The sequence below is a fragment of the Paenibacillus xylanexedens genome (genome assembly GCF_007680605.1).
Taxonomy (GTDB): Bacteria; Bacillota; Bacilli; order Paenibacillales; family Paenibacillaceae; genus Paenibacillus; species Paenibacillus xylanexedens_B.
In genome coordinates this window covers 241,668-266,027 of sequence record NZ_VEIO01000004.1, presented here as the reverse complement: position 1 = coordinate 266,027, position 24,360 = coordinate 241,668, and the positions used below count along the sequence as shown (strand labels likewise).

The 24,360-nt window shown below is 47.4% G+C and carries 22 protein-coding genes; 9 read left to right on the top strand and 13 right to left on the bottom strand.

The annotated features are described in order from the left end of the window. Positions 1-60 precede the first annotated feature (60 nt). From FS818_RS20590 to FS818_RS20580, 3 genes are all read right to left on the bottom strand, one after another. Complete coding sequence (locus FS818_RS20590) at positions 61-741, bottom strand: NAD-dependent epimerase/dehydratase family protein (protein WP_260989926.1); 681 nt, start codon at positions 739-741, stop codon at positions 61-63. A 135-nt stretch (positions 742-876) separates the two neighbouring features. Further along, complete coding sequence (locus FS818_RS20585) at positions 877-1,449, bottom strand: TetR/AcrR family transcriptional regulator (protein ID WP_145334212.1); 573 nt, start codon at positions 1,447-1,449, stop codon at positions 877-879. Positions 1,450-2,346: 897 nt separating this feature from the next. Next, entirely contained in the window at positions 2,347-4,347 is a 2,001-nt protein-coding gene (locus tag FS818_RS20580; RefSeq protein WP_145334209.1) for a methyl-accepting chemotaxis protein, read from the bottom strand. A gap of 238 nt (positions 4,348-4,585) precedes the next feature. Here FS818_RS20580 and FS818_RS20575 point away from each other — a divergent pair, with 238 nt between their 5' ends. The 7 genes from FS818_RS20575 to FS818_RS20545 all read left to right on the top strand — a co-directional run bounded on the left by FS818_RS20575 (position 4,586) and on the right by FS818_RS20545 (position 12,320). Continuing rightward, positions 4,586-5,260, top strand: a complete 675-nt coding sequence (locus FS818_RS20575; protein WP_145334290.1) for an AzlC family ABC transporter permease — start codon at positions 4,586-4,588, stop codon at positions 5,258-5,260. Further along, a complete protein-coding gene (locus tag FS818_RS20570) occupies positions 5,251-5,580 on the top strand; it encodes an AzlD domain-containing protein (RefSeq protein WP_145334208.1) in 330 nt (109 codons plus the stop codon). The genes FS818_RS20575 and FS818_RS20570 overlap by 10 nt, the downstream gene beginning before the upstream one ends. A gap of 145 nt (positions 5,581-5,725) precedes the next feature. After that, the gene (locus tag FS818_RS20565) at positions 5,726-6,382 is read left to right on the top strand and encodes an SGNH/GDSL hydrolase family protein (RefSeq protein WP_145334288.1); all 657 of its coding nucleotides are present in this window, start codon (positions 5,726-5,728) and stop codon (positions 6,380-6,382) included. 80 nt (positions 6,383-6,462) lie between these two features. Beyond that, complete coding sequence (locus FS818_RS20560) at positions 6,463-8,658, top strand: heparinase II/III family protein (protein WP_145414434.1); 2,196 nt, start codon at positions 6,463-6,465, stop codon at positions 8,656-8,658. Beyond that, entirely contained in the window at positions 8,615-10,654 is a 2,040-nt protein-coding gene (locus tag FS818_RS20555) for a glycosyl hydrolase (RefSeq protein ID WP_145334204.1), read from the top strand. The genes FS818_RS20560 and FS818_RS20555 overlap by 44 nt, the downstream gene beginning before the upstream one ends. 19 nt (positions 10,655-10,673) lie before the next feature. After that, positions 10,674-11,810, top strand: coding sequence for a glycoside hydrolase family 88 protein (locus FS818_RS20550; protein ID WP_145334202.1), 1,137 nt, complete (start codon positions 10,674-10,676; stop codon positions 11,808-11,810). A 21-nt stretch (positions 11,811-11,831) separates the two neighbouring features. Next, complete coding sequence (locus tag FS818_RS20545) at positions 11,832-12,320, top strand: NUDIX hydrolase (RefSeq protein WP_145334200.1); 489 nt, start codon at positions 11,832-11,834, stop codon at positions 12,318-12,320. A gap of 108 nt (positions 12,321-12,428) precedes the next feature. Here the strand turns inward: FS818_RS20545 and FS818_RS20540 are convergent, their stop codons facing one another. Next, positions 12,429-13,034, bottom strand: a complete 606-nt coding sequence (locus tag FS818_RS20540) for a methyltransferase domain-containing protein (RefSeq protein WP_145334198.1) — start codon at positions 13,032-13,034, stop codon at positions 12,429-12,431. Positions 13,035-13,311: 277 nt separating this feature from the next. Here FS818_RS20540 and FS818_RS20535 point away from each other — a divergent pair, with 277 nt between their 5' ends. Beyond that, positions 13,312-15,684, top strand: coding sequence for an Ig-like domain-containing protein (locus FS818_RS20535; protein ID WP_145334196.1), 2,373 nt, complete (start codon positions 13,312-13,314; stop codon positions 15,682-15,684). Positions 15,685-15,828: 144 nt separating this feature from the next. On the opposite strand, the gene FS818_RS20530 is transcribed toward FS818_RS20535, so the two are convergent. From FS818_RS20530 to FS818_RS20500, 7 genes are all read right to left on the bottom strand, one after another. After that, entirely contained in the window at positions 15,829-16,374 is a 546-nt protein-coding gene (locus FS818_RS20530; RefSeq protein WP_145334194.1) for a chromate efflux transporter ChrA, read from the bottom strand. Position 16,375: 1 nt separating this feature from the next. Beyond that, on the bottom strand, positions 16,376-16,963 hold the full coding sequence (locus FS818_RS20525) for a chromate efflux transporter ChrB (protein ID WP_145334192.1): 588 nt from the start codon (positions 16,961-16,963) through the stop codon (positions 16,376-16,378). Between the two features lie 12 nt (positions 16,964-16,975). Beyond that, a complete protein-coding gene (locus FS818_RS20520) occupies positions 16,976-17,470 on the bottom strand; it encodes a chromate efflux transcriptional regulator ChrS (RefSeq protein ID WP_145334190.1) in 495 nt (164 codons plus the stop codon). Between the two features lie 339 nt (positions 17,471-17,809). After that, complete coding sequence (locus FS818_RS20515; RefSeq protein ID WP_145334188.1) at positions 17,810-18,925, bottom strand: sensor histidine kinase; 1,116 nt, start codon at positions 18,923-18,925, stop codon at positions 17,810-17,812. After that, entirely contained in the window at positions 18,918-19,568 is a 651-nt protein-coding gene (locus tag FS818_RS20510) for a response regulator (RefSeq protein ID WP_145334286.1), read from the bottom strand. Before FS818_RS20510 ends, FS818_RS20515 begins: the two co-directional genes overlap by 8 nt. A gap of 186 nt (positions 19,569-19,754) precedes the next feature. Then, positions 19,755-20,180 (bottom strand): GAF domain-containing protein, encoded by a 426-nt coding sequence (locus FS818_RS20505; protein ID WP_186331807.1) that lies wholly within the window; start codon positions 20,178-20,180, stop codon positions 19,755-19,757. A gap of 385 nt (positions 20,181-20,565) precedes the next feature. Next, on the bottom strand, positions 20,566-21,399 hold the full coding sequence (locus FS818_RS20500; protein ID WP_145334184.1) for a hypothetical protein: 834 nt from the start codon (positions 21,397-21,399) through the stop codon (positions 20,566-20,568). 284 nt (positions 21,400-21,683) lie between these two features. On the opposite strand from FS818_RS20500, the gene FS818_RS20495 reads away from it, so the two are divergent. Beyond that, positions 21,684-22,460 (top strand): Crp/Fnr family transcriptional regulator, encoded by a 777-nt coding sequence (locus tag FS818_RS20495; RefSeq protein ID WP_145334182.1) that lies wholly within the window; start codon positions 21,684-21,686, stop codon positions 22,458-22,460. Between the two features lie 890 nt (positions 22,461-23,350). On the opposite strand, the gene FS818_RS20490 is transcribed toward FS818_RS20495, so the two are convergent. Next, on the bottom strand, positions 23,351-23,878 hold the full coding sequence (locus tag FS818_RS20490) for a GNAT family N-acetyltransferase (protein WP_145334180.1): 528 nt from the start codon (positions 23,876-23,878) through the stop codon (positions 23,351-23,353). 210 nt (positions 23,879-24,088) lie between these two features. Further along, positions 24,089-24,241, bottom strand: a complete 153-nt coding sequence (locus FS818_RS28950; protein ID WP_167375706.1) for a hypothetical protein — start codon at positions 24,239-24,241, stop codon at positions 24,089-24,091. Between the last annotated feature and the right edge of the window lie 119 nt (positions 24,242-24,360).

Genomic DNA, 24,360 nt, shown 5'->3' with positions numbered 1-24,360 from the left:
AGATTAGCTTAACAGATGCAATCCAATAGGGCCTTCGTTAGTTCAATTTTCTAACACATCTTATTTTTGAATGGATAACGCCATTTCTTTTAACTTTTCATTCTCTACCACTTCTTTAGTTGTTCCGGTTTTGGCTAAATGTACCATAACCTGACCCAATTGTTCAGATGTTATAGCCCACTTCATTCGTTTTAGCAACGGATGCAAAGGTTTTAATACATTGGATAGGATACGATAAAGTGCTGTTTTTGAACGAACACCGTGCATGGGTAAAATAACTAATGGACGTAACATATATGCTCCTTTGAAAGGAAGGCGAATTAACGCATTTTCCGTTTTTCCTTCCACACGAGCCCATAGTTCTGGTCCTTGCTCCGTACTATCTACTCCCATTCCCGTAATATAAATCATTTTCATATCGGGATTAAGTTTGACTAATTGAGAGGCTACTTTTATTGTCAATTCATAGGTGATATGAATATAGTCAGCCTCTGACATACCAGCTGATCTAACACCAATTAAATAAAAACATGCATCATATCCCGTTACTTTATCCTGAATTTGAGAAAGATCAGAAATATCTGGTAAAACTATTTCTTGATATTTCTCATGTTGGTTGGTTGTTGGTTTACGTACAATTGCTAATACATGTTCAACTTCTGGATCGCGTAAACTTTCTCTTAATGCTAACTGACCGATCATACCTGTTACACCATATAAAATCACCTTCATTGCTGCCATCCTTTCTTTGAAAAAGCTGACTCTCGTTAAAAGAAATCACTGTGGATATTAAGAACTTCAACGTTCTTTCTATATTAACTTTCTTATCATTAATTAAATGAATGATCGTTTAATTAATGATCATAATAAATGCCATTATTGACTAATGGCATCCCAGCTCAGTGAAAATATGAGCTCAAATTCCTTTTCAATTGTAGTGTACATTCCTTCATAATATTCCTTTGCAAGCTGAACAATAGGGAAATAACAATATGAGATAATTAACTCCGCTTTCGCATTTTTTAAAGAGCCATCGCTAATCCCTCGTTCAAAATAACGGTACAAGTTTTCAAACACGGGAGTAGTATCAGCCATACATAACTTGTTCATAAATGGTGATGCTGTGAATTGTTCCAAGAAAAGAAACCAATCTTTGTTTTCAATCATAAATTCTAATGAGTTCTTCATGAAGATATAGCAGATTTCTTTAGTATCCAATTCTTCATGAATACCATGCAACATACTTCTGCTCAACTTTTCTTTTACATCCAGATACAGCTTGACTAGCAAATCTTCTTTATTTTCGTAATAAGTATAAATAGTAGCAGGAGAAAGGTTAGCTCGCTTGGCTATTTTTGACATGGAGAGATCTGCGAACCCAACGTCATTAATCAACTGGATTGTGGAATCGAAAATAGCTTGGTTCTTTTTTTCATCTTTATGTCTCATGAGTCTATATTAAATGAACGTTCGGTTATTGTCAAAGGCGACACAAAAGCAGTTGAATATCAAAAAGGACGGATTTTTAAGACTTATTAATTAGACAGTTATGTTATAAAAAAGAAACTTACTACAACTAAAAAGAAGTGCTGAAAGACTCCGATTACAAAAGACGTTCCCGATTCATGTAACCGATAGATGGATTAGGACCGTCTTTACGTGGGATCTCGAGTTTCATTAAGTACCATAATACATGAAAAGGAGCACGTAAACGGGAATCAATCGGTACAATTTCTTGTTGTATTGCCTTAATCCATATGTAAACATTTTAATTTCACACTGCATATAATTCTATAATCCATAAATGTAGTTAATTTTCACCAATTTAGAGCCATCGACTCTAAATGTGTTACGTGCATATTGTCGAACTTTATTCTCAGCTTGGAACATAGTATAACGGGCAGTGACTCTAACGATCACAGATGAGCTTAATTTGGCAATACCGGGGTTTCTGAAATTGTAACGATCACCAGGAACCTTATTCCACTACAAACACACGATCTACGTCCATTTTCACATGGTTTATCCTTAATAAGCTTCCCTGAGATCGTTAGAAAATAAAACGGTATAATATTATCCAAATAGCGTTCCTGGCGATCGTTAGAAAAATATACAGCTAGATCAGGGCTATGCAGGGCGGTCACTTCTGGGCTGAATATTGAGATTTAGCCATAGTAATAAACAAGTAAGCAAGCAAGGAGAAGTAAGTAAGTAAGTAAGTAAGGCTATCCCAATAAGAAAGTCCCTGTGCTTTCTGGTCAAGACCAGTTCGGCAAAGGGACTTTTTATGTGTTGATGTGCTCTAATATGGCTCGCCAATGGCGAAAGATTTGCGTTGGTTGTCCATTACAGCTTGAATTGCTCTACCAGCTTCTGCAGCTTATTAGCCAGATGAGCAAGGGAATCGGCAGAGGAGGAGATTTCCTGCATGGAGGCCACTTGCTCTTCCGTTGCAGCGGAGATATTCTCCGTGCCATCGGCATTGGTTTCCGAGATGGTATGAATGTGGTCAATAGACTGCACCACTTCTGCTGTGCTGGCAGACATCTGCTCGGATGCTGCTGCAATATTTTCAAGTTGCTGATTGACCACCCCAACAGCCTCGCTAATCTGTACAAATGCATCATCGGCAAATTGTACAGCCCGAATGCCGCTGTCTACATCCTTTTGTCCCAGACGAACATTCTCATTGGCCTTGGAGATTTCTTGCTGAATGGACGCGACCATCTCCACGATCTTCTGGCCGGATTCGCTGGACTGCTCCGCCAGTTTACGGACTTCACTTGCTACAACGGAGAATCCGCGTCCATGCTCGCCTGCACGGGCTGCTTCAATGGAAGCATTCAGCGCAAGCAGGTTGGTTTGGGCTGCGATATCCGTAATGACAGAAACCATCTCACCGATGGAGCTGGAATGCTGATCCAGCCGTGTTGCGGTTTCTGCGATACCTTGCACAAAATGCTGAATGGAGCCCATCTCCGATACAGCCGTTTTGATCGTCGAGTTCCCTTGTTGCGCAAGTTCGCTTGCTTGCATAGCGGCTTCGGACACTTGCTGAGTACTGTTGGTTACTTGTCCTACCCCTCCGGCAAGTTCATTCATCTGCTGTGCGGTATGTTTCAGGCTGTTTGCCTGCTTTTCAATGCCAGCTGCAGACTGTTCTGTAATGAGGGCCACTTGCTCTGTAGCTTTGGTTGTCTCTGACGAATTGATAGCAAGCTGTGCAGAAGATGTTGTAAGCTCGTCAGCTGTATTACGCACATCCTGAATGACAGTTCGTAGAGATGCACTCATTTTATTAAAGCTGTTACTGAGTTTGCCGAACTCATCGTGACCTTTCACAGCAACCTCGATTGTCAGGTTACCGTCACTGATTTCGTTAGAAGCTTTGACAAGTCGATTGAGAGGTCTCGTAATGGCTTGTACAATCCAGAAAATAATGATGGAGCTGATAACTAGAGCAATTGTAATAACAATCAGGGTAGTGTACAGGATTGGACGAACGGTTTCCGTAACTTCGTCGTTATCGATAACACCGACGACTGTCCAGCCTGTCGTTTCATTGGTTACGAAGAAGGCATGCTCGTTTTTTCCGTTCAACGTATACTGCAGATCACCATTCTTTTGATCAAAAATTTGTTTATAAGGTTCCATCGTACCTTCAGTACCTGGTTTTTCGGTTGGATGTACGATGATTTTATTCGCATTATCGATAATATAGATATATCCTCTTTGCCCGATTTTCGTGGAGTTTACCGTCTCGGAAAGAGCTTGAAGGGACAGACTGACCGAAACAACACCATGACCGTCACCAGTCGTCTGAGCAACCGAAGCAACTACGTTACCTGTATTGCTTGAGATGTAAGGTGTGATTACAGTAGGTACGTCTTTGTTCTCCGAAGCAGCCTTAAACCAAGGACGTTCACGGGGATCGTATCCCGGTTTGTTCACGGCGGTGACTGGGGAGTTGATATAGACACCTTTATCCGTTCCGACGGAAGCAAGTTCCACGTCATCGTGGGTATCTTTGTAAGCATCAAGTAACGTACGAATCGTTTTCGTTTCGTCCCCTTGAACCGGACCCACATTACCAGCATCCAGTTGACTTGCCAGGAAGTCTACATTTTTGCGTGTGGCCCCAATAATCTGGTCAATGGTCTGATTCAGTACACTCACGCTACTGTTGGCATTCTCAAACATTTTTTCTTCGACCTTGGTAGCCGCTGTCTGGAATGAAATGATGCCTAAACTGATCGTCGGGATCAGGAGCACGATAGCAAATGAAAGTATCAGTTTCTCTCTCATCTGTAACGTTCGTTTCTCCTTTGGCTGCTTCATTTTCTTCATAGTACATTCTCCCCCTGTCAACTCTCCCGAACTGACATAAAATATGGTATATTTCTAAGTTAATGCATACCAATTCTGCATTAATTACTTAAAGTCTGTGACCCAGAATGGTATGTATCGATATATATCGGCTGACAGTGTTTAAAATTAGAGAGGAGTTGTACGAGAGTTGAATGAAAGTGCACCGAGATTAGCTGCACATGAAAAAAGTGTGGAAATCCAGGATGAGGCAACATTTATGCAGGGGGTTCGGGATTGTGTTCCGACATTGCTCGGATATTTAAGTATTGGCTTTGCAGCGGGGGTCATCGAGATGACCGCAGGTCTCAGTTTTGCTGAAACCGCATTGTTGAGCCTGATTTTATATGCAGGTTCTGCCCAGTTCATCGCAGCAGGGATGCTGGCTTCCAATGGATCGGCGTTAGCCATCATTTTCACTATATTTTTTGTGAATCTGCGTCATCTGTTGCTCAGCGCAGCGGTATCTCCGTATTTCAGACATTTGACACCACTTAAAAATATGTGGATCGGCTCACTGCTTACGGATGAGTCATTCGGTGTGGCGATGACCCGTGCGATCGGCAGAAAAACGCTCAGTGAGCGCTGGATGCATGGTCTGAACATTACGGCGTATTTGAACTGGTTTGTCGCGAACATGGCGGGAGCGTACTTTGGGCGCTGGATTACGAACCCGGATCGCTTCGGACTGGACTATGCGTTGCCAGCGATGTTTATCGGTCTAATCGTGCTTCAGTTGGTACATCGCAAAAGCAAAAAAATACATATCAATGTAGCAATCATAGCGGTCGTGTGTGTTATCTTAGCAAGCATGGCTTCACTAGGCAGTCTGAGCATTATCATAGCGGCAGTGGTTGCAGCAACGATGGGAGTGTTTATGGAACGATGGAAGTAAGATGGGATGTATTCTGGATTATTATGGGCTCGGCACTGCTTACCTTTATCCCACGAGTATTGCCGCTTATGCTCTTCAGTAAAATACAGATTCCGGTGTGGCTGATGCGCTGGCTCGAATATGTGCCTGTTGCCGTCATGGCCTCACTTATTGGTCAGGAGTTGTTTATGTCAGGCAATCGACTGGTGCCGATTACAGAAAATGCCGCCTTATGGGCAGCATTGCCCACAGTGGCTGTAGCCATCTGGACACGCAGTCTGCTTGGTACGGTGCTGGTTGGTATTGTATCCATGATGATATTACGTTACCTCATGGGATAGAATGACGAGATCGTGATGAAAACGCTATTTTCTAATGAACCTAAAAGGGATAAGATGGAGAAAGCAGCATGAAATAGTCTGTTGTGCCATGGATATAGTAGAAGGATTTCATCAACTATTTTGAGCGAAAGGAACGATGTCTAAGATGAAACCAAGTCCATCGACGATTTTGTTTCAAGGGGATTCCATTACCGACGGAGGAAGATCACGGAATGAGGATCTGAATCATGTTCTCGGTCACGGGTACGCGTATTTGATCTCAAGCAGACTGGGCATGGAACTGGCGAGCAAGCAAAAAACGTTCTATAACCGAGGCATTAGCGGAAATCGGGCATCCGATCTGTACGCACGCTGGAATGAAGACACATATAGTCTGAAACCCGATCTGATCAGTATCCTGATTGGGGTGAACGATGCTTGGCGTTTTATGAATGATGAACCAAGAGGATATACAGATCGTTTTGCCCGGGCGTATCGTCACTTGCTGGAGGAAACACGGGAAGTTATACCGGATACCGGACTTGTACTGATGGAGCCTTTCATTCTGAAGACAGGGGCGACACTGGAGAAATGGGAGGGCTGGGAAACGCTTATGGCTGAATACCAGCAACAGGTTCGAGAAATGGCCGAGCACTTCGGGGCGGTGTGGGTTCCGCTACAGCAAACGTTCGATGCGGCATTGGAGCAAGCCGATGCTTCATACTGGTTATGGGATGGCGTTCATCCTACTGCGGCAGGTCATGAGCTAATTGCTCGTCAGTGGTTGTCTGTGGTGCAGCAATCTCCACTTGCTATTGTGTAGCTTATCTTAAATTCCATTAGTGAAGCGTGGTGAATCCTTTGCAAGGCTCTAATCACGAAATCGGAAACGAACATCATGAAATGCGTGTAAGACACGCTGTAGATGAATCTGAGGTACCCGACTGGCCAGACGAAGAGCAGATCCAGCAGGTGTTTCTTAACATTAACAATCGGAATCATGTTCAAGAGGGTGCAGGATTCAAGGCTGATGAACTTCGGGAAAAATTGTTCCGGCCCGAGTTGGCTGAGATGCTCACCGATTTACGAAGGTATGGAGAGCAAGCATCAAGAGAACCGCTACCTCTTCTGACATTTCAATTATTTCGACAGTTCGGCAGGGCGGGAGACCGCAAAGCATACGAGCAGGTTTACTTCGAAAGGCGCGGTAGATTAGCAGCCGTTGCCATGCTTGCTCTCGATGCTGGCACCCCTCATATGGTTCATGCTCTCGAAGAGATGTTGTGGGCGGTATGTGATGAATATACGTGGTGCCTTCCGGCACATCTGGGAACGGGAGAGGCGGAGCAGGTAGCAGGCAATATCGACCTCTTCGCCGCAGAGACGGTACATATGCTTGCGGAGATTGTGGCACTTCATCGTCATCATCTCGATGCTCTGGTTGTTGAACGGATACGTAAAGAGGCGGAGCGACGTATCTTTACGCCGTTATACAGGGAAAAGAGGGCATATCACTGGCAGATAGCCGATCACAACTGGTCTGCTGTCTGTGGGGGATGTTGTGGCATGGCTGCTCTGTTATTGCTGGAGGATCAGGCGATGCTGCTGGAGTCCACCAGGCAGACGATCGACTGTATGAAGGCGTTCTTGAGCGGGTATGGCGAGGACGGCGGCTGTGCTGAAGGGATTGGGTACTGGGTGTATGGCTTCGGTTACTTCGTCTATTATGCCGAGATGTTACTGGACTACACAGAGGGAGCGTTGGACCTGTTACAAGGTTCCAAAATAGCGGCGATAGCGGCATTTCCGCTACGAATCCATCTGTCGGGAGGTACATTTATCAATTATTCGGATAGCTCGGAGCATGAGGAGATACCTTCGGGGCTCCTGTCTCTGTTAGCTGTACGTTTCGGAATGGAAGTGGATTTGCCCTTGCGTATTCCCAGGCTGACAGACGATCCTTGTCGTCGTTGGGCCCATCTGCTACGGAACGTGATGTGGAGCGATCCGGTGGTATATAAACGTATACATGGAGAAGCGGCTGAGCGGGCGAATGGAGGGTTTATTTTTCAACAGCTGGAATGGATGGTTGCTAAACATGCCCTTCATATGCCGCTGAATGTACAAGGAGAGACAAGCAAACCTTGTTCAGACCGGGAGTGGGTTCAGGTGGCGTGTTCGTTTAAAGGCGGCCATAATGATGAACCCCACAATCATAATGATCTGGGACAAGTGATTATCCACTGCGGTGGCGAAAATATACTGTGTGACCCTGGGGCAGGGTTGTACACGCAGGCGTATTTTGCTCCAGGGCGCGAGCAGTTATTTCATATCTCATCTGCCGGGCATAACGTGCCCCTGATCGGAGGTTGCGAGCAACATTCGGGTAGAAAGGCTGGAGCCGAGTTGCTGGAATTCAGGCTTGAGCCGGATGGAAGTGAAATGCAAGTCTTGTTCGACCTGACGCGTGCATATCCCGAAGCAACAACATTACACCGGTATACACGCGAACTGAGCTGGAAGGCCGGAGAAGATTGTGTTGGGATGAATGGGATTATGAGAAGTACGGAAAGGGCCGGCGGTGGTAGTATGGATAATCCTCCCGATCCGGTTGTGCATGTAGATATGGCAACCTTGCGGATTATAGACACATTTCGATGGAAGAAGGACACAGAAGTTAGTGTTGCGATGTCTTCGTTGAACGAGTCATATGTTGAATCACAAATCGTTGAGCGCTGGATAAGCCGGGTACGCCCAGTGATGGAAAAGGAAGGCAGGCTTCGGTGGCAGGCTTCGCAGGCTAATCTGTATATGAACTATGATGCTGTCCATTGGCAGGTGCAGACTGAAGCCGTGCATACCGTGGATCATGATCAGGTCCCGGTTACATTTTATCGTACATCACTTATTTGGAAAGGGAACGAACTCACAGCGACAAAGGGCGAGGATGGACGAGCTGAAGATGCCGAAACCGCCAATATTGCTCCGCTGGAGATTGTATGTCAGGTTGATTTTATGGTTATACCCCATCAAGGAGAAGCCGAGGTGAGTCCACGTGAGTCGTTATACAGCCACAGCGACATATCCATGGAAAAATGAACTTGAAAGGTATCGCACATTAGTAGCTGAGGCTGGCTCTGCACCGGCAGATGGCTGGAGCAGGGAGCGTAAGCTGGCACTCGTGAAACAAATTGTGTGCGCTTACACGAAATATCAGGATAGTCATGGTGCAATTATCGATCCGTACTCAGGCATGGAACGGTACTACTCCACTCCAGCCTACGCTATGGCAGCTGCAGTATTGGTGGGTGCAGGGCACATCGAGTTGCTGGATTCCGCATCGGCAGCTCTGTCACATAGCATTGATGCGGTGGTAAGCGGCAGCGCGCCGGATAATCATCCGGATTTTTTCCCTGTACTGATGATGCGTGCATACATGTTGCTAAGGTCTTATCGACCTGATCAGGCCGCCATCTGGGCCGAGGCACTTCGGACGATTGATCCTGAGAACGATTATGTATTTACGATGAGTAAGATGAATAATGCCAATCGCATGATTAACTGGAATGCGATTATGATCTCGGGTGAGTATCTGCGATGGAGCGAACATCTTGCGATTGAGGATACAACATGGATGGATCGTTATCTGGAAGCATACCATCTGCCACGTTTTACTCCGCTCGGTCTGTATCAGGACGGCCCGCTGGATCGGCCGAATTGTCCGTTTTCCTATGATATCGCTACCCGCTATCATTTTGAAGTGATGCTTGATGCAGGTTACGAAGGGGCAGTCGCGGATGCACTACGAGAGAGACTGAACCATGGTGCGTTCAGCTCACTGCTGATGTTGTCTCCGCTGGGAGAAATACCGCCGCGAGGTCGCAGCTCCCAGCACCAATGGAATGAAGCAGCGGCGGCATATGTGTGCTCGGTGCATGCCAAGCTGGCGATGCAAGCCGGGGATTCTGTGATGGCCGGGGCGTTCGCACGAGCGGCAAATCGTTGTTTTGAAGCCGTAGAGCGCTGGCTGATGCCGGATGGACGTTTGAAGATTGTACGCAACGAATATGCGCCTGAGAAACGTCACGGCTACGAAGTATACACCAATCACACCTGTTACAATCTGTGGACGGCAGCCGCGCTGGCATATGCCTGTCTTCGTGATTCAGATGAGGGTATGGTGCAATCCTATCTCCCCTCCGAGATTGGAAACAGGGTACTGCAGGCGGACGGCTGGTTCGAAACCGTGCTGGCCTCTGTGCCAGGCCAGCAATTGGTTCTGCACACTGCGCTGAATGACCCGTATACGATTCCGGGGCTGGTGCGGGTGCAACAGGCAGGTTTGCCGGGATTATTAGGCCCGTCCGCAGCCAGCCATGTACAGGCAGGATTTACGGAATTTGCTGAGGGTATGGTGCAGCCTTTGAGTTATTGCCCCGCCTGGAAGACAACGGATGGGGTGTGGCATAGTCTGGCTGTGGGCATACCATCAGGGAGTCCGTATGACCGTGATGCGGGAATTGATCCGGCACACGGTGGCGGTTCAATCCTGTTTAAAGTGGTGACCCGGAAGGGTGAGATTACGGCAGCAAATAAACTGCATAACACGGTGTCCGCCGTTGGTACGAATATTGCGGAGAGTACAGCTGAGCATGATCCGGGAAAAGCTTCTGAGCAAGCTAAGAGGGAAACTGCTGAGAAAGCCACGTCGAATACAACGGAGAATGGTTTTGAGATCATCTGGATGGGGCCTTTACCTGGGATGCGCTCTATAATTACCCGTTATGTGCAACGAGCGGATGAACTCATGGTGACGTATATATTCGAGGGTGAGGTTGAGGCGGTGGGAGCTGTGATTCCACTGATGTTCAGCGATGGTCAGGAACAGGCTGTGATTACCTGTACGGAGCAAAGTGTGCGTACAGCTTACCGGGGAGCGTACGTTGAATCGACAATTGAAGATGCAAAAGCGGTGATTCATCTAAGTCCACAGGAAGTGGCGTCACGCAACGGGCTACTCAAGCAAGCACGGATGGAAGTTTACGATGCACAGCAACTGACATTCACTATTCGATTGGGACGCGATCTCGTATAGAAACAGGAGGGACATGATCATGAATACCTCAACATCGGCAACATGGCTGGAGGAAGCATGGCAGCAGGGGGTTCGCAAGACGGTTCGAAATGCGACACGAATCCAGGATACCTTTCCTCATATTTCACCGCAGGGTGTGTACGACCAAAATGATCCGGCATGGTGGACAGCCGGCTTCTGGCCCGGACTGTTATGGCTGGTGTACCGGGATGATCCGCAGCATGAAGCGGCCGCGGATCTGCGGCGGATCGCCGCTAGCTGTGAGCGACAGCTCGAAGATTGTCTGCGTGACCCAGACCTGGTGGATCACGATCTGGGCTTCATCTGGCTGCTTAGTGGCGTAGCCAGCTATCGCCAGATGGGCAGCGAGGATGGGCGCCGCCGCGGCATGCTTGCCGCGAATCTGCTCGCTGCCCGCTTTCACGTGCGCGGTGAGTTCATCCGCGCATGGAACTTCCGCTCGTCGATGATGGACACGCGCGGCGTTGCCATTATCGACAGCATGATGAACCTGCCGCTGCTCTACTGGGCATCCGAGCAGAGCGGCGATCCTCGCTTCCGATGGCTGGCGGAAGCACATGCGGACACCGTGGCGCGCGAATTCGTCCGCGCTGACGGGTCCATCTGCCACGTGGTGGAGTTTGATCCACGCACGGGGCAGAAGTTACGGGAGCATGGCGGCCAAGGCCATGCTCCCGGGTCCGCCTGGGCGCGGGGCACCGCCTGGGCGTTGCACGGGTTTGCGCTGTCTTTCCGGTATACGGGCGAAGCCCGATATCTGGAGACAGCGGAGCGGGCGGCCGATGTCTTCCTCGCCATGCTTGGCGAAGACATCGTGCCGGTGTGGGATTTCCGCGCGCCTGCGGAGCATCAGGCGGCGTGGGACTCGTCCGCTGCGGCGATTGCCGCGAGCGGTCTGTTCGAGCTCGCGAAGCTGTCGCCGCGCGGGCAAATCTACGCCGCCGCGGGAGAGCGCATCGTCCGCGGCTTGTATGAGCGCTACAGCCCTGCTGAATCTGTAGCGGAAGAAGGGCTGATTATGCAAGGAACGGTGCATTACCCGGAAGGCCGGGGAATCAATGTGCCGATTATTTACGGCGATTACTTCTATATGGAAGCGCTGGCGAAGTTGCGTGGAAACGAGGGGTTATTTTAACTAAAAGTAGGAGGTTCCTAAATGTCATTTCCGACACATATCGTATCTGCAGGCGGAATTGTAGAAGATGGACAGGGGAATATCCTGTTGGTCAAAACTCATGATGATGGCTGGGTATATCCTGGTGGGATAACTGAAATCGGAGAGAACCTGATAGATGGCGTCATTCGTGAAGTCCAAGAGGAAAGTGGAATCATCGCAACGGTTAGCCATTTAATAAGCGTTGTTTCTAATACAGCTATTCATAAGTGGTATGACGGTGTAACGGATGTTCCTACAAAAGTCATGTTTGATTTCGTGTGCAGAGCAGAGGGTGGAGAGTTAACGACTTCTGAGGAAACGAGTGAGTGCAGGTGGGTTCCAAAGGAAAATGTTCTGGACATGATCGCTTTACCCGCCATTCGTATGCGTTATGAGGCTTATTTAAACTTCAACGGTTCTGTAAACTATCTGGAGTATGGTACTGCGGCATCGACAGAACTACATGTCAAACTTCAAAGGCATATTTAAATACATGTAAAATAGTATCGTTAAACGTCTGCCTAGTTGAACAGAAGCAAGAAATAGAACCGCACACACAGGCTGGTTCTATTTTTGTTTTTTTTTCAGATATAGATTTTACCTCGCTGGCGAACGTCTCAGAATGACAAAGTCGGCAGAGGACTGCTCGGGATATCGCTGGCGTATGATCTCATGCACTTTGAATTCGGGATAATCGAATAGATAGTGGAACAGATTCCGATCCTGGATGGTTTTCACGCCGGATTCCCCTTGCTCCTTCAGCCTTGTATAGAGCACCACCCATTGAGATGAAGTGTGGAGAACATCGCGTAAGGTAGCCCGAAAATCCGTTTCATCTGTAATATGATACAGCACATCCAGACACACGGTCAGATCAGCTTGGAGAAAACCGCGATTGACCCACAGGCCCGGCGTATACACCATGAAGCTTTTGGAAGGATCGCTGGCATATAGCGAAGCACATTGTTTTATCGACGAGGATGACACGTCCATGCCCAGATATTCACCATAGTTCATATATTTCAACTGGTTTCCATCTCCGCAGCCGAATTCGATGACCCGATAAATACTTTCCCGCTGGATTAACGCATTGACTACCTCGGCCTTGAATTCCGCCAGCACGCCATATGAACCCCTGCCCGACGTTTTACCTGAAGAATAAGTCTGCTCCCAATAGTGGATGTAATCAAATGACTGATTCACACCGATTTCCCCCGATACTGAAAAATGATGTTACTTATGCTGATAAGCCTTATATTCAGGTTATGCGCCACGGAAATGGTTATGAATTAGACTTAGCAAATCTGCGACTTTTCCTCCAAAACGTGTTCCCATGGCGTCCATCGTAGATGATAGATGAGACTATAGTATGAATTTCCATATAATTACCTGAAAATTTCCTGAAAGTCTAAACATCTGGAAAGTTCTTGCCGACATTAATTAGAGTAGGAAAAAATTGACGAATAATCGGAGGGAAATGATGTTAAAGCCAAGATTGACCAAGTACATGGTGATGATGCTGGTGTTGATACTGAGTATATCCAACGTAGGCTTGGCCGCTGCGGCAGAGAAAGAACTGTCCAAAATTGTGGTTTCCAAAAATGAAATGTCGCTCGAAGTCGGCGATTCCGGGTCGGTCACCGTAACGGGGGTATATTCGGATAATACCTCGGCAAACGTGACCATCAGTTCATCCTGGACGAGCAGTGATGCTTCGGTAGCATCTGCATATAATGGTTCGATAACTGCCAAAAAAGAAGGTACAGCCACGATTACAGTGGCCTATCAGGGGCAAAGTCAACCTATTCAAATCAAAGTGACCAAGAAAGTCAAAGCCCTTTCCAAAAATGTGCAAGATCTTGATCTCCGTACAGGGGTTACCAAGGATATTTTGCTGACGGCAACGTATAGTGATAATTCAACGAATGAGCAGGCGGCCAGCAGTGCTGAATGGTCGACAAGTAATGAGAAAGTGGCAACAGTGGTTAACGGTAAAGTGACGGGTCAGAGTGCAGGCACAGCGTTGATTACGGCGAAGCTGGGCAGTCAGAGCGTAACTGTAGATGTTAATGTGGAAGTGGTTAAACGTGTGGATGTAGACAAAAGCCAGATCAGTCTGCTTCTTCAACAGAAGGAAAGTGTCAAATTAACAGCGACCTATCCAGATGGATCTACCAAAGATGTAACCGATCTGGCAGAATGGACGTCAAGCAACGAAAAGGTTGCAGACGTACTGAAAGGCAACATTACAGGTTATTCGGCAGGTTCTGCCACAATTACAGGTAAATATGGTACCAAGTCGGTATCCGTAGATGTGGATGTAGATCTGACGAGCAAGCTGAGCGTAGCGAAACAGAGCATCTTCTTCCGCTTGAGTGATACGAATAAAACGGCCAATGTCGCAGTTACAGCTTCATATCCAAACAGTAGTGATGTGAATGTAACCGATCAGGCAACGTGGACATCCAGCAATGAGAAGGTGGCTACGGTATTCAAAGGCCAGATTACAGCAATAAGTGCGGGATCAACAACGATTAAGGCTGCATACAGTGGCAAAACGGTAGAGATTGCTGTCGATGTGGATACGGCGAGATATCTGGATATCAAAGATGTGACAGACAAACTTGCCATGAGCGTTACCGGTGACAATAGAACGAAACAGCTTACAGCAAACGCTGAATACATCGATGCAAGCAAGGAAGATGTAACGTCCAAAGCGACGTGGACGTCCAGCAATGCAGATATTGTATATGTATCGGGCGGTGAACTGATTGCCTATAAATCGGGTACAGCTACCATTACCGCAGCCTATGGCGGCAAAACGGTGAAATTCACAGTAAACGTAGACGTGCCTGACAAGTATGAGATGGATAAAAAGAAAGCAACCGTTGCTGTTGGCGGAACCACTGCTGCCAAAGTGCTTGCCGTATACGGTGAAACTTCCAAGGATGTATCTGACGATGCAACGTGGAGCAGCAGCAGCGAGAAAATCGCAGAGGTCGACAGCAAAGGGGTTATTACGGGTGTAGCGACAGGCAAAGCGACGATTACGGCTAAAATCGAAGGAAAAACGTTGACACTGCCTGTAGAAGTAGGAATGGCGAGCGGACTGGAAGCGGATGTGAACTTTGTCGTGTTGTCGGCAAAAGAAACTCAAGCCATTGTCCTTACAGGCACGGATGGGGACGGTAATACGAAAGACGTCACAGCCGATGCGACCTGGAAATCGAGCAATGCCCGTGTAGCTGATGTGAAAAAAGGTGTAATCACAGGCAATAGCAGTGGTAAAGCTAACATCACGGCTGAATATGGCTCACAGAAAATCACAATTCAGGTTGAAGTCGATGTTATTTCTCGAATTGAAGCTTCTGAGCCTGCTCTTTCCCTGAAATCCGGTGAAACCGTGGAATTGAAGTTGACTGCTACCTTGAGTGATGGCAGTGAGCGGGATGTTACAGACAAAGCAGAGTGGAAATCAAACAGTTATAAAGTGGCTCAAGTGACCAAAGGCAAAGTGAAGGCACTGAACTCAGGTAAAGCAAGAATAACTGCGAAGTACGGTAACAAAACGGTTACGATTGCGCTGGATGTAGATACATTGAAATATTTACAGACGGATAAAGTCACGTTGACGATGAAAGTTGGCGATAAGGCAACCGTAGTCGCAACCGCAACATATTTGGACGGAAGTGAAGCCAATGTGTCCAAACCAGCACTGTGGACTTCTTCCCGCATTGCGACGGCTTCCGTAAAAGACGGGATCATTCAAGCGAATGGTAAAGGTAAAGCGACCATTACCATCTCCTATGCAGGTGTAAAAACCAAGGTCAACGTTGTGGTTGAGGAGAAGTAAGGTCGGAATACGGATCAGAAATAGTAAATGTCAAAAAGGTGATATCAGCTTGAATGCTGATATCACCTTTTTGAGTACCATCCACATTTGAAAACTTACGTTTTTCTGAATTCAAAAATGAATTAAAGTAGCGGTCTAATCTGGTCACATCGTATGTGACAGTACCAAAGCACCGTAGGCAAAAGCAATAAGGATAAGAATTGCCGGATGCAGTTTAGTTTTGGTCATAACCCAGAGGGAGATGCCTGCAATAATGAGCGTCTGCCAAATGCCGATCGAACCGGTGGATACTTGGCCGAATTCCCAAGTGAGTAGAATCATGAGCACAGCAATCACCGGTTGCACAAGTAGAGTCATACCTTTGACCTTAGGTGAGGTCCGGTGTTTGTTCAACAAACGGAGTAATAGAATAAGTGCAGCCGCTGACGGTACAATGGTAGCGAAACTGGCGATGAACGCACCAAACCAGCCTGCGACGTGATATCCGACAAAAGCAGCGATTTTGGTGGCAATCGGGCCTGGGAGCGCATTGCCGATCGCCAGTACATCTCCGAACTGCTCGGTTGTCATCCAGCGGTAATGATTCACAATCTCTTCCTGCATCAATGGAATGGAAGCGGGGCCGCCTCCATATCCGAGGATGTTCGCTACGAAAAATCCCCAAAATAATTCCCACCATGTCTGAAGCATCCTACGATACCTCCTTGTCGGAGTTACCTTTGGATTTTACACGCTGCACCAGCCCGAAATGGAAGAAACCATAGGCCAGGAACACCGTAATCACCAGTCCCGGATGAATATTGAGTAACTGTAATGCTGCAAAGGCAATCACACCGAATAAAATCGCAAACCACTTACCCAAGCCTTTCCAGGCTTTCATCGCGAATTCATAGGCCATCATGCCAAGCATCACAAAAATGACAGGCCGCACAGCTGCGACCATACCCGCCACAATCTTGGATTCGCGCAGGGCGTACATCGAACCGAGTAGAGCAATTATTGCGATGCTTGTCGGCAAAATATGAGCGAGTACGGACACAATCGCGCCTAGAATCCCCTTTGTTTTATAGCCAAGATAAGCAGCCATTTTAGTTGCAATGGGTCCGGGCAGGGCGTTGGCAATCGCCAGAATCTCGCCGAACTCATCGTCGCTGACCCACTTGTACCGGGTGACGGCTTCATAACGGATTAGCGGAATAACCGAGGGGCCACCGCCGTATCCTATAATTCCGGTTCGTACCATACCGATTACGAGACCGTTGTAATCTTTCCAACTCATGTGGTTATCCTCCTAGAGTCTCATGCCCATACGGCTTTTATATCGTTTTAAGAGCAGTTGTGATTCCACTTTGACGATGCCAGGCATCTTGTAGAGTTTCTCCAGTATAAACTGCTCCATCTCTTCCATATCTGCAAAAATACCGTGCATATGCAGGGTACTTGGGCCTGTCATATGATAGAGACTGGTCACGGCTGGTTCATCATCCAGCATCTCTGCAACTTCATCCAGAAAGCGCGGTTCCACATCGACATTGAAAAAGGCAGAGACCTGTAGCCCCACCTTGCCTGGGTTAATGACAACGGTGAAACGTTCGATGATTCCTTTTTCAGATAATGCATTGATGCGAGCTTGAACGGCTACGCGGGATAAACCGATCTGTGTACCCAGGTCTGTATAGGAAATCCGGCTGTTCTCATGGAGCGCGGCGATGATTTTGCGATCCATCTCGTCCAGATTGTACATTTGCGGAATTTCTCCGCCTTTGGAGGAACGTTTAAGAGACATATTTGAACCATCCTTTACGTTTTCATATGTTGCATGATGTGTATCCGAATCTAAAGAGTAATTGAATATACGCTTAATACATGCAGCATTCATAGTTTAATGACGAAACGTAACTAACGTCAACTGATTTTAGGGGGATTGTTAAAAATATATGAGGGAGCACCTTCATTTTGTCGTATCTGTGAAAGAAAAAAGACTGCTCGCTTGATGCGGGCAGTCAGCACATCCTTGTTAGGGCAAGTTACTTCATGAATTTGTATCAGCAAGGATGCTTCTCTCAGAAGATTAGAAGTTGTTGCTATAGTGAAGATGTTTGTTTGGATGGTGATGCATCACCCATTATGAGTTCACTCTCTTAGGTAGCAGTAGCGTAACCGTAGTCCCTTCGCCGGGTTCTGATGATACGCGTAACGTACCGCCTGCTCCACGTGCACGTTCCTCCATGCTGAACAACCCAACACCATTCCCCGCAGTAGCGTCGTTAAATCCCGCACCTTGGTCTTCAATAACGACAAGCGTGAGCTCTTCCGTATCTTCTACAGTCACTTGTGCCTCGGCAACGTCGGCATATTTGGCTACATTGGTTAAGGCTTCCTGGATGATGCGATAGATGGCGATCTCCCGGTTCATCTCGAGCCGTTTGCGCAAATTGCATTCGAGAGTAACCTCGATGCCGTAATGGCGGTTATAGTTCTCGATATAGGTTCGAATGGCAGGAACGACACCCAGATCATCCAGCACAGACGGCCGCAGTTCCCAAGCCATACCGCGAACATCTTCCATAATGCCCGTAACCTGTTTCCGTAGTGCTTCTAAACCCGGGTTTGCTTGATCTGCCAGCAGACGATCCATCTGAATCACGAGAGAGAACAGGCTTTGTCCAATCCCGTCATGGAGGTCACGGGAGATGCGCCGCCGCTCTTCTTCCTGAATGTTCATGACTTGCGACATCATCTGTTGCAGCTCGGCCTCGACTTGTTTCAGCTTGGTTACCTCACTGCGTACAGCTAAATACTGATATGGCTCCCCGTCATTATCGAGGAAAGGCACAATCGTGGTATTTACCCAGTAATAACTGCCGTCTTTCGCACGATTCCGAATCTCGCCATTCCACACCTTGCCGGCAGAAATTGTGTCCCACAACGTCTTCATAAAGGTTTTACCGTGATACCCCGAGTTAATAATCCGGTGATCCTGACCAATGAGCTCCTCGCGGCTATATTGGGAAATTTCACAGAATTTATCGTTCACGTACTGGATTTTACCTAAACGATTCGTCAGTGCTACGATCGAGGATTCGTCGAGTGCAAACTTCAAATCACCAAGTTGATGCAGCGAACCCTTCAGTTTGCTTCGGAATTCGTTATCCGAGATGTGCTTGTCAATTTCGCTGAGTAGGAGCTGAACAGGTTGGTCAGCTAATCCGCTGAGTCTGTTTTTGCGTGGCTTACTCAAAGTTCAACAACCCCTTTTTCATCGCAAACTTCACCAGTTCCGGTCTGGTGCGCAGGCCAAGCTTTTCCATCAGATTGCTTTTGTGGGATTCCACCGTTTTGACACTGATGACCAGATGCTCGGCAATTTCCTTATTGGCGTATCCTTTGGCAATCCAGGATAAGATCTCTTTTTCCCGATCGGAGAGCGTGTCGTATGGCCCGGCATTTTCCTGTTTGGCTTTGTCCAGATACTCGCTCATTAATCGTTTGGTCGCACTTGGATAGAGGTAGGCGCTTCCATCGGCTACAGAACGAATGGCAGCGAGCAATTCCTCGTGGGGCGCGCTTTTGAGGATATACCCGGAAGCTCCCGCGTGGATGGCGCGGAACAGGTATTCCTCATCATCATGCATCGTTAGAATTAAAATCGATACATCCGGGATGAGTTTTTTTAACTCCGCCGTAGCGGTCAATCCATCCTTGCCCGGAGGCATACTGAAATCCATCAGAACCACATCGGGTTGCAGTTCCTGTGCTTTGGCAATGGCTTCGTCACCATCCGCTGCATCGCCAACAATATGTATATCGTTCTTTCCTTCAAGCAGGGCGATTAGCCCCGAGCGTACAACCACATGGTCGTCCACAACTAACAGTCGAATCACATTCATTTCCCCCTGTCCGCTTCCATCATCTGTATCCATCATACCAAAAAAAAGAGGCTTTTCAGAGGTTAATCTCCGAAAAGTCTCCTATTCAGTGTACTTATTACATGGAATGCATAGATGATAAGGAGGGAATGATGCAACGCTCCCCATACGGTGTAGTCAGATTCTGTGCTCTTACCCTACTCACGCATGCAGCTCTAATTGTCTGGCGGCTTGCTCGGTTTGCATCACCATCTCGGAAGAAAACGTGCGAGGGGTGCGGCTTCCCACAAGTAATACACCGCTGGGCAGGCTACCTTCGCTGAACAGGGGGACGGCTACAGCACATACGAGTCGTTCAGCAAGCATAAGCGGGCAACGATCCGGGGTATACTCCCCACGGGACTGCTCATCCAGCATAACCGTGCGTCCGGTTCGTAGCGCCGTGCCTACCAGATCTTGTCCAGGGCGCATAGCCATGCGTTTGACACGTTCATTGGTTGCCCCGAAGGTATATTTCCAGCGCAACATTGATCCAGACACACAAGCCATTCCGCAAAAATCGCCGGCGGTGCTCTGACACAGGCCGCTCATCATCTCCTGAACGGCAGATGAGACTTCATCATGCATGAGGGACACTTCCTTTTTTCGAATCATATGACGATCTGTTCTTCACTCGTTACGTTCCTTCATTATCGTGGTCGTTCATCGTTGTCACAACATATGGGTAACCTTGAACTCAAGGCTCGTTGGATGGGAGAATCAGTTTACAATCAGGTTATTCCGATGTTAGTTCTATTGTAGACTGTTTCGTCAGCCTTGTAATTCAGGGAAAACCCCTATTTCACTTCTGGAAACTGCTGAACGTGGGCACCGGATCACTCCGAGAAGCATAAGAATGAAAAAACAGCTGGCAATCTCCGCCAACTGTCTCGTTTGAATGTGTTTTCTGGAATCGGTGTATAGTCAGGAAGACTCTCCTGCAGATCAGAAAATGGTACGCATGTCTATTTTTCTACATTGTAAATGTGCTCAGTAATGCTGGCCATACTGCGATATTCTCATGACAAGAGGGACATGTTGCTTTGCCTGCCAGATAAGGCAGATGTGCGGCTAGTGTCTGTTCTCCGATCCGTGCTGTCCGCTCTGCCAGAACTTGGGTCTCCTTATCTGTCCATGAAGAAGCCGGAATGATGGCGTGAGCTTCCTGATCAGGTTGAAAAACAGGATCTTGTTCATAAGCTTTCAGAGGCACAGCATGATTTTCATCGGGCCATATGTACAGTTCATTTTCGCAAGCGGGGCACTCGGCTACATACTCATCCCCTTCCGAAAATGTCAGCAGCATATTCGCAACGATATAGGATTTGCGGAATGCGGCATCTGCAATGAGGATGTAACGTTTCTCCGTATCATCTGTGGATGGTTCGGCAGCATCGGTCAGCACCTGTTCTGTCAGTGATCTGAGCTGGTCGATCGCTTCTACATAATCAGTGTACATCTGCGTGCAGACCGTACTTCCCACCACATCGGCCAGCTCAGTCCAGGATGGCGGATATGGCGTGTGGTGCTGCTCATCGCGGCTTGCTTCTATAATACCGCAGTGGATAAACAGTTCCTTGCGCACCGCTGTATCGGATGTCGTACAAGCGAGATGCGCCAGAAATGGCATGGCTGCGTAGGTAGCCGTATAGATTGTATTTTGATGAAACAGATATTCCTGAAACAGTTCGTCAAAAACCTCTTGGCTGAATTGCTGCTGCAATTGTTGCAATAGGCGGGGTACATTTTCTGCTGACCCGTAGGGGCCGGTAAGCTTTTCCCAAAGGTCACGATCTAACGATAACATATGTATTCCTCCTGTTCCGGAAATGAATAAGATGAAAGGCTTATAAATTCGAAGATTGACAAGACTGATTACTTATAGGGTTTAAATGTATGCTAGCATGATCGCAACAAATGGACAATTTAAGATTGGCTACTCGCAAACGAGGTCTTTATTGGGTATATGTGACTTTTCTCACAGCGAATTGGGGGAGTTTCCCGCCAAAGATCAGGTAATCCCCCGATAACCTTTCGAACTGATTCACGATATGATGTAAACATAAGGAATCACCGAGGGGGACGAAAGTTATGGGTACAGTATTTGTGGAAAGAATCACCCAAAAAGCAGAGCGTGCACAGACGGAGGCGGGCAAGATGACTCAGAGAACAGGTGGAATTCTGTCTTTTGTTACACCGGAACAGTGGGATCTGATCGAAGAGAAAATGCAGCCTAAAAAAGTAAAGTCGGGATACAGCCTCTTTTTGGAAGGTGATGAAGCTGGATATCTGTACTACATTCGTTCGGGACGTGTGAAGTTGACCAAATCGACGGAGGATGGCAAAGAGATTATTCTGTCGATCCAGCAAAGTGGCGATCTGATCGGTGAATTTGGCGGTATTGGCGGATTGAATCACAGTTACAGTGCAGAGATGGCGGAAAAAGGGGAACTGGCTATCATCTCGCTGACGGATCTTGAAAGTGTGCTTAGCAAAAATGGGGATCTTGCGCTGAAATTTCTGCAATGGATGGCACTTGCACAGCGGATTACACAGTCAAGATTCCGTGACCTGTTGCTCTACGGCAAAGCGGGGGCACTTGCTTCGACACTGATCCGTGCCAGCAATACGTATGGCAAGATTGTTCCGGATGGCATTGTGCTGGAGATGAAGCTGAACCACACTGAACTCGCTGAGATGATCGGGGCGACTCGGGAAAGTGTTACACGTATGCTCGGAGCGTGGAAAGAGCAGGGCACCCTCGATATGCTGGACGGCAAATTAATGATTCGGGACATAGCTGCACTCCGCTGCATGTGTGGATGCCCTTCGTTCCCAAGTTGTCCGAAAGAACTGTGTCGTCTGTAGGCCATATTACAGTGGATTCAGGTATCGAAACAGGTAATTAGAGAGAACGCACGGATGGGGAGAAACGAGATCGGAACGAAACGAATAGAACAAATCGGATCTGAACGGATACGGAACTGAAAGGCATTGAACTGAAAGGCACTGAACTGAATGGAACGAATAGGGAACTGGACAATGCTGAAAGGCACTGAATTAAACGTATTGGACCAAACGGAATTAATGAAACAACACGAATTGGATTCATTGTTAAAAAGGGTGGAGCGGCGAGGGCTGTTCTGTCCTTTTTTTCGTCCTTTTGGGTATGTGACTTTCCCAAACTATGGGGTAACAAATCCCCCCGGCGGCTAACGATCTCAGATGAGCCTATTTGATGTATTTTAGCCCATTCGAAAATCTAACGATCAGGAGAGACGTTATTTCTCGAAATTTACTGGAAAATGCTACTTATTTGCGGTTTTTTGGAGAAATAGCGTCACTGGGGATCGTTAGAATCTCAAACAGCTGAAAAACATCCGAATAGGGTCCGTGGTGATCGTTAGAATTTTGGTAGCCACTTCCATACCTCGCTGGATCTTGCTGGCTCATAGACATTGGCGACACCAACGCACAAAACAAGCACATTGCAGTATATACCAACACATCCAGCCCAATTTATACACATGTATTATACAGTAGCACCTCTCCGCACATCCGAACGCATTACACTGTACACCAGTGCATCGCACGCAACGTGCGCCATGCATCACGTAACATCATGACGCCATAATGTCTCACAGAGCACGTATCCACACTAGACGATGCTCATGATGCCATGCTTCACAGGGCACGTACCGACACTAGATGATGCTCATGATACCATGCTTCACAGGCAGGTAAGCACAGCTGAGATTTTATACCAACTCCCGATCCAGCATGGAGTAGAGTGCCGAGTCATGATAAGCCCCTTTATAGAACCAGTGTTCCCGGAGAAGGCCCTCACGTTGCATGCCGATCCGTTGCATGACACGCTCAGACGCCGGGTTTTCTGGACGGCATTTGGCATAAATCCGGTGAACCCCAAGTTCCTTGAAGCCAAAATGAAGTAATGCGCGGCAGGCTTCGGTCACATATCCATTCCCCTGATAGGCAGGGTGAAGCACATAGCCGATCTCAGCATTGGTCTGATCGACAAGGTGCAGACCTGTGCCACCGATGAGAAGCCCTTCCTTTTTCAAAACAATGGCAAGTTCATATCCTTCTCTCGGCTTGGTCAGCCGCATACGAATGACATCCTGTACATAAGCCCGGGTATCCTCCTCCGTGTTCGGGCCCCATGCGGTGTGTGCCGTAACTTCGGGCATCGAAGTATACGTATGGATGTGCGGCCAGTCATGTTCTACAATTTCACGAAGAATTAATCTTTCTGTTTCAAGCTGCATCATGTACACTCCTTTGCTCCATTTGAGGTTCTTCTTCCCACTTGGCATGGGTCATATAACCCTGCCTGAATGGATTCAACATCGCGGTCGTATTGCATCCTATTGTATCGCACCATATACGCGCAAAAAAGCCCACGACCGAATTCATACAACTGAATTCCTCGCAGGCTATTGGAAGATTACCAAAATCGTTCATGTGACGGTATGTTTTTAGGGTTGGTTGCAAGTCGTTGCAGGGTAAGTGTAGGCCAGCTTGCGGATGATCTCCTTTTGCCATCTTGTGTCACCCAGGTTAATCGCCAGGTTCAGAAGATCCAAATAATCGTCAAGCTGCAGGACAGCCTTTTGCAGAGTTGTGTTCATTCGATGTTCGTTCCCCTTTATCTATAAAGTCGTAAGTATGGTTGGCATCATCATCGTAATTGAAAATAAACAAGCTCAAGAATGATAATCATTATCATATATAATCACATTATGCATTG